General features: G+C 63.7%; 6 protein-coding genes and 1 pseudogene. 1 reads left to right on the top strand and 6 read right to left on the bottom strand.

What is annotated here, in order from left to right:
* The 5 genes and pseudogenes from GJ633_RS13190 to GJ633_RS13170 all read right to left on the bottom strand — a co-directional run.
* A pseudogene (locus tag GJ633_RS13190) lies at positions 1–188 on the bottom strand (hypothetical protein); the annotation flags it as partial.
* Positions 189–213: 25 nt separating this feature from the next.
* Positions 214–384: a hypothetical protein gene (locus GJ633_RS13185; RefSeq protein WP_156589191.1), complete on the bottom strand. Its 171-nt coding sequence runs from the start codon at positions 382–384 to the stop codon at positions 214–216.
* Positions 385–479: 95 nt separating this feature from the next.
* Complete coding sequence (locus GJ633_RS13180; protein WP_197431339.1) at positions 480–1,061, bottom strand: TasA family protein; 582 nt, start codon at positions 1,059–1,061, stop codon at positions 480–482.
* Complete coding sequence (locus GJ633_RS13175) at positions 1,058–1,570, bottom strand: signal peptidase I (RefSeq protein WP_156589189.1); 513 nt, start codon at positions 1,568–1,570, stop codon at positions 1,058–1,060. The genes GJ633_RS13180 and GJ633_RS13175 overlap by 4 nt, the downstream gene beginning before the upstream one ends.
* A 5-nt stretch (positions 1,571–1,575) precedes the next feature.
* The gene (locus tag GJ633_RS13170; protein ID WP_197431338.1) at positions 1,576–2,640 is read right to left on the bottom strand and encodes a SipW-dependent-type signal peptide-containing protein; all 1,065 of its coding nucleotides are present in this window, start codon (positions 2,638–2,640) and stop codon (positions 1,576–1,578) included.
* Positions 2,641–3,474: 834 nt separating this feature from the next.
* Between GJ633_RS13170 and GJ633_RS13165 the strand changes: the two genes are divergently transcribed.
* The gene (locus GJ633_RS13165; protein ID WP_156589187.1) at positions 3,475–4,008 is read left to right on the top strand and encodes a hypothetical protein; all 534 of its coding nucleotides are present in this window, start codon (positions 3,475–3,477) and stop codon (positions 4,006–4,008) included.
* Positions 4,009–4,080: 72 nt separating this feature from the next.
* Here the strand turns inward: GJ633_RS13165 and GJ633_RS13160 are convergent.
* The coding region (locus tag GJ633_RS13160; RefSeq protein ID WP_156589186.1) for a DEAD/DEAH box helicase at positions 4,081–5,948 on the bottom strand (1,868 nt) is incomplete at its 5' end.

Raw genomic sequence — 5,948 nt, 5'->3', positions numbered from 1 at the left:
AGCACGCCGATCGCGGCCGCCGCGAGCAGCGCCTCCCGGCCGGAGCCGTAGTCCTCCAGCCGGAAGCTGATCACGCGCCGCGAGATGGCGATGATCGCCGCGCTGACGACGATCCGGAGGACGGGCCGCCCGCGGGCGTACGCCACCAGCGTTCGTGATGAGGGGGACGGGGGGATGAGTCCGGACACGGACTCGATCGACGGCGAGCCGTTATCACAGACTCAGCGCGTAGTCGATGAGAGGGATGAGGATCACAAGCAGTACCAGCAACCGGAGCACGTTCCGCTTGTTCAGGTACCGGGATCCCAGGATGTGACTGCTGTCCGCCCGAGGAGCGTCGATTCCGGAATGGTCGGGATCGTCCGGTTTGTCGTTCGATTTCATTCGTGTTCCCCCTCCTTTCTTTCGGATCTCCCGTCCCTCGAGTATACAGAATGTCCGGTCATCTCACTGCCTCAGTAAAAATAACCGAGCCATGATCACTGGCTCGCCGTGAACCCGAAGTCGACCTCAAGCATCCCGCCGTTGGTCGTGACCACCTCGTAGTCGTACGTGATGCCGATCCGCAACGTTCCGACATCACCCATCGGTTCCAGCACCGGTTCCATTTCGCCGTTATCAAGCGAAAGCGGCGAGTTGTTGACGGAGGACTCCAACTCGGCCAGCGATTGATCCGTTGGGAGATCGAACGTCGTCTCGTCGGGCGCGGTGAACTCGAACGTCGTCACCGTCGCCCCCGCTCTCAAGTCCTGTGGGCCCGACAGCCCGAGATTCGAGAGCTGAAGGACGTTCGCGTCGAGCGTCCCGTGATTTGAGAGCGCTATTTCCTCGATCATCTCATCCCCATCGTCCTGATCGCCGGACGTGTCTGAAGATGAGGTGAAGCCCACCGTCTCCGGGTTTATTTTCAAAATGATACTTCCCGCTTGGAAGCTGAACGCTGCCTCCCCGTCGTCGCTGATGTACGCGTACGTGCCAGCCCCCGCGCCGGCGCTGGCCGCTCCGACGAGGGCCACGCCACCGAGAAGCTTCCGCCGCGACATCGTGTTGTTGTTGCTCATGTATGTTTCTCGTTCCGTGTTCCTGCCTTCCATAACTCCCAGAGCTCGTTGAAGATGAAGAGCATGACCGGGACCAGTACCAGAGCCATGTATCCAGCGGGGGTGTTGCCGAAGGCGACTACGTACCCGATGAGTGGGATATTGAACATGACAACTCCCACTAGATTGCTCCGATAGACGGGCTCATGGTCAGCATTCTCGTTAGCATCACCCTTCGTGATGAAACGAATGGAGGTGTCCGTAGTATGCCTCTCAATCACTCTGTGAGTAATGAGATTGCCGCCGTCATCACCGTAAGTAATGACATCACCCGCCTCGACGCGCTCGGCAGGCACGTCTTTAACGAACACGACCGATCCCGTTTGAATTGCTGGTTCCATGCTTCCTGATTGAACGATGAGAGCGTAGTCAGCGCCGACAACTGCAGGAAACGCCTGCAGCACGAAGGCGCCAACTACTGCGAGCAGGGCAACGGTCAGAGCGACCTTGAGTACCCTACTGAAGTTCACTGTATCTAGCTACTGTTTTCGGGGTCGTCTCCTTCACCAGACTCACTAGCCGCGAAGTTACCCGGGGCGTAACTGAAGGGACCGTCAGGACCCTCAGAGTGACGAACTTGCTGGAAGATCCACGTGAAGTAGACGTCCACGCTGTCCGTCTGAATCTCGTTCCCGACGGAGTAGGGAACGTGCCAGTCGAACCCGAAGTTCATCTGGGAGCCCGGTGCGAGAGGACTGACTCCCTGAACGTTCGAGTCATCAGTTTGCCCGCCGTTCAGGGCGAAGCAGGCCGTGTCGTCGGCATCACCATCGAGGTCTCCGAGGCCACTCGCCACGAACACCTCGGCGCCATTATCACTCTCTTCGTTGAACTGGACGGTACCCTGACGAAGCTGGTTGTCTGGATCCTCGGTGACGATGTTCGATAGACTCCTCGGGAACAGTTTTCCCGAGCCGTCGTCGGCGTTATCCCAGAACGCCAGCGCAGTCCCACTGCCGTAGTTGTCGAGGGCCTGTTGACTCGGACCGTCGGAGTCGAAGAACGAGGACTCGACGTTAGTGTCGTAGAAGGGAACCATTAGGATGTTCTCTTCCAGTTCTCCCTCCGAATTGAGGTCCTGAAAGCCCAAGAACGGATTGGCGTCCTGCTCAGCGACGGCTTCGGACTCGACGATACCGTTCTCTTGGCTGTTGTCCACTCCGAGACACAGGATCGGCCACGCGGGATTCGTCTGGACGTTCACGCCGAAGACAACCGAACCGTAGTCTCCGGGCTTGATGTCTGTAAGCGAGTATGAGAAGGCGACACCAGCAGCGTTGTCGCCGGTGATCTCAGTTTCCGCATCGAAGCCGGCGTCGCTATTTTCACCGGAAGCCACTTCCTCCCCGTTGTACGAGGCCGCGTAATCGATAACGCCGTTGAGCTCTCCCGCTCCGAAGGAAGCTTGAACAGCCTCCGTGTCTGTGAACTGGGCGTACGTCCCGATGCCGCCCAGTGCAGTCGCCGCGCCGATTCCTCCAAGGCTCGCAAGGGCCTTCCGCCGTGACAGGCTGAACCTGTCGCTATTGTCGTCGCTCATTTTCTTTCGGCAGTAGGATGCCAGCCGTGAGCGGTAGTCCGCAACCCAGCCCCTGCTGTCCCGTCTTCGGGCAGCGGGGCGGACGGCCTGCCGGGGAGTCGAACCCCGGAACTCCACGCAGGCTGCCGCCGTTCGTCCCTCGATCGCCTCCACGTCGAACTCCCGAACCGGAGATCGTCGTCCCGCAAGTGCTGTACTCGCGCGGGGACGCGGTCGTTTCAGCCCGGTATCGTCGACGGAGGGGTCAGACTCGCCCGCGACCGCGACACCCACGGTATCGGGACTGATCGGGGCGTTCCGCCGCGGTGGTTCGGATGGTTCGTTTGGCATCGTGGTCGTCCCCGACCTGGTCCCGGCCGGGCACAGTAGACGCCCACACTACCCTCCATCTTAGCTAATCACACCATTCGTTACAAAATAGGCCATTTGGAGGATCAAATGGTCAATTCAAATCGCTAACGAGACGTTTAACGGATCAAATCGACCGTCGCAGTTCGGGCCAGAACGGACCGACGCGGTCAAACGACGACGCGCGTATCTCGAAGCTGACCCCCGGTCGCCGGCGGATCCGCGTCGACGTTCCGTCCACGTAGGATCATCATACCACGGAGGAGACGGTCGTAGCAACCGAGTACGATCCGCTGCCCGTGACCGGGGAGGCGGGGCCGGCTCGGAAGGCGGAAGGCGGCTAGCCGGGAGAAACAGCAGCGTTTGCTTGTCGCATTTCGGGACTACCTGAAACGGGACAGCCTCGCTACAGGCTCCGATTTCTTATATGACATACCCGTGTGGATACCGGTGACACCTGGTTGACAACGACGCGAAACACTAAAGATGGCAATAACTGATCGATACGATAAGCTTACCGAAACGGAGATTCACGACCTGCTCCGCAACGAACGCAGGCGGCAGGTCATCAAGCACCTCCAGGACACCGTAGGCGAAACGACGCTGCGTGACCTCGCGGAGACTATCGCCGAACGGGAGACCGGCGAGTCTCCGGCGCCGAAGAACATCCGTAACAGCGTCTACAACTCGCTTCACCAGACGCACCTCCCGAAACTCGACAGCCGAGGGATCGTCGAGTACGACTCCGACCGGAAGACGATCCGACTCACCGAGGACGCCCGTTCCGTTGACGTGTACATGGAGGTCGTCACACCGTACGGAATTACCTGGAGCGAGTACTACGGTACGCTCGGCATTCTCTCGCTTTTCGTCGTTTTCGCCGCACTCATCGGCGTTCCCGTGATTTCCCGGATCGATCCGGTGGTCTGGGTGAGTATCTTTCTCTTCGCGTTCGCCGCCTCGCTGGGGTACCAACTCTGGACCGATCGCTGGATGTTCCTCCACGCGGTCTTCGGCTGATCGTCCCCGAGGGTCGCGTTCGGGGACGACGACCCACAGGCGTTCGAACGGGCAGCGGAGAACACGTAGCCGTCACCCATCGATCCCGGTCAGCGACTCCAGTAGGCGGACCGCCGGTGCCTTCGCGAGCGGGTCGTTGGCGTTGCCGCAGTGCGGCGACTGCACGCAGGCGGGACAGCCGCCCTCGCAGTCGCAGCCGGCGATCAGCCGCGCGGTACGGCCCATCAGCTCCTCGATCCGCTCGTGTCCCCGGCGCGTGACCCCGACGCCGCCGGGGTAGCCGTCGTAGACGAACACCGCGGGGCCGTCGGTGTGGGGGTGGTGTGGCGTCGAGATCCCGCCGACGTCGGCGCGGTCACAGAGCAGGAGGAACGGGAAAAGCGAGATGAGTCCGTGTTCGGCCGCGTGGATCCCGCCGTTGAAAGCGTACTCGCCGCCGGGAGACACCGCCTCGTTATCGCCGTCCGCGTCGCCGCCGACTTCCCCGGTCGGATCGCCGCCGTCCGTCGCCGCCGTGTCGCCCGCCGTATCCGCGCCGATCGCCCGCATCTCGGCCTCGACGTCCTCGGGAACCGGGAAGTACAGCGCCTTCGTCGGAAGCGTGGTCTCCGGGAGGTCGAGCGTCGACTCCCCGAGCGAGTCCCCCGTTTTCGAGTCCTTCCGGACGAACCCCGTGATCTGCTCCGTGACGGTCACGTCCGCGAACCGGACCGGCACGTCGGACCGGGCGGAGAGGCGGCGTTCGCCGAGGTCCGCGTTCACGACGACGGCCTTCTCCGAGAGCACCCGCGTGTAGTAGTCCGCCCACGACTGCTGGAGTTCCGCGACGTCGCGGTCGAGGTCGACCACCTCGTAGGTGCGCCCCTGCTGGTGGTAGATCGCGCCCGGGTGGGCGTCGCGGAGCGCGTCGCCGAACCCGAGCGTCGCGATCTCCTCGCCGCCGGAGCGCTCGATCAGCGACACCTCGCGCTCCTCGGCCGTCCGGAGGTTCAGCGCCTGCTGCGGGCTCCCGTCTCCCGCGTGGAGCCACCGGATCCCGCGCTGGGTCTCTCGACGGTCGAGCACGCCCTCGTCCGTCAGATCGCCCACGACGCCCGGAAACGCCGCGCCGAAGAAGCGCTCGTCGTCGGGCGAGAGCCAGCGCTCGTCGGCCGCGCAGGTGACGTGGCCGGGGAGGAGCTGCCGGTTCTCGGGGTCGCAGATCGCGTCCTCCGGCGGCGCCTCGAAGAAGTCCGTCGGGTGGGTCATCAGGTACTGGTCGAGCTGATCTTCACCGCCGACCATCACCACGAGCGCGGGGTCGTCTCCCCGGCCGGCTCGCCCCGCGCGCTGGTGTGCCGACATCCGCGTCCCGGGGTAGCCGTCGAGGATCACGGCGTCGAGCCCGCCGACGTCGACGCCGAGTTCGAGCGCGTTCGTCGACCAGACGCCCCGCAGCTCGCCCGAGTGGAGGGCCGCCTCGATCTCGCGGCGGCGCTCGTCCGTCAACGCGGCCTGGTACGCGCTCACCTTCCCCGCCAGGTCGCGCTCGCCCCGCTCGCGGAGGTCGCTCGCGCTGTCGGTCGCGTACTGCTCCGCGGTCTGTCTGGCCCTGGTGAACGCCAGCGTCTGGGCGCCCGCCATCACGAGGTCACAGAAGAGTCGTTTGCTCTCCGCGTGGCTCGACTTCCGTCGACCGCTGCCGCGGTCGGCCCAATCGTCGTCGTACTCCGGCGGGTTCCACAGCACCCAGTCGCGCGGCCCGCGTCCTGAGGCGTCCTCGTCGACGAGGGTGATCCCGTCGGGATCGCGGCCGGTCACCGTCGCGGCGTGCTCGACGGGGTTGCCGATCGTCGCCGAACAGCAGACGAACCGCGGCGCAGAGCCGAACCGCTCGCAGGCCCGCGCGAGCCGACGGAGCGTCAGCGCGACCTGCGATCCGAACACGCCGCGGTAGCTGT

The sequence above is a fragment of the Halorubrum sp. CBA1125 genome, from assembly GCF_009742825.1.
Lineage (GTDB): Archaea > Halobacteriota > Halobacteria > Halobacteriales > Haloferacaceae > Halorubrum.
Note: the sequence above shows the minus strand (reverse complement) of the source record. Positions and strands in the feature narration are given on the sequence as shown.

What these genes read in the sequence shown, in the direction of transcription:
- GJ633_RS13185 (WP_156589191.1), bottom strand. Translation starts at nt 384, where the DNA reads ATGAAATCGAACGACAAACCGGACGATCCCGACCATTCCGGAATCGAC.
- GJ633_RS13180 (WP_197431339.1), bottom strand. Translation starts at nt 1,061, where the DNA reads ATGAGCAACAACAACACGATGTCGCGGCGGAAGCTTCTCGGTGGCGTG.
- GJ633_RS13170 (WP_197431338.1), bottom strand. Translation starts at nt 2,640, where the DNA reads ATGAGCGACGACAATAGCGACAGGTTCAGCCTGTCACGGCGGAAGGCC.
- GJ633_RS13165 (WP_156589187.1), top strand. Translation starts at nt 3,475, where the DNA reads ATGGCAATAACTGATCGATACGATAAGCTTACCGAAACGGAGATTCAC.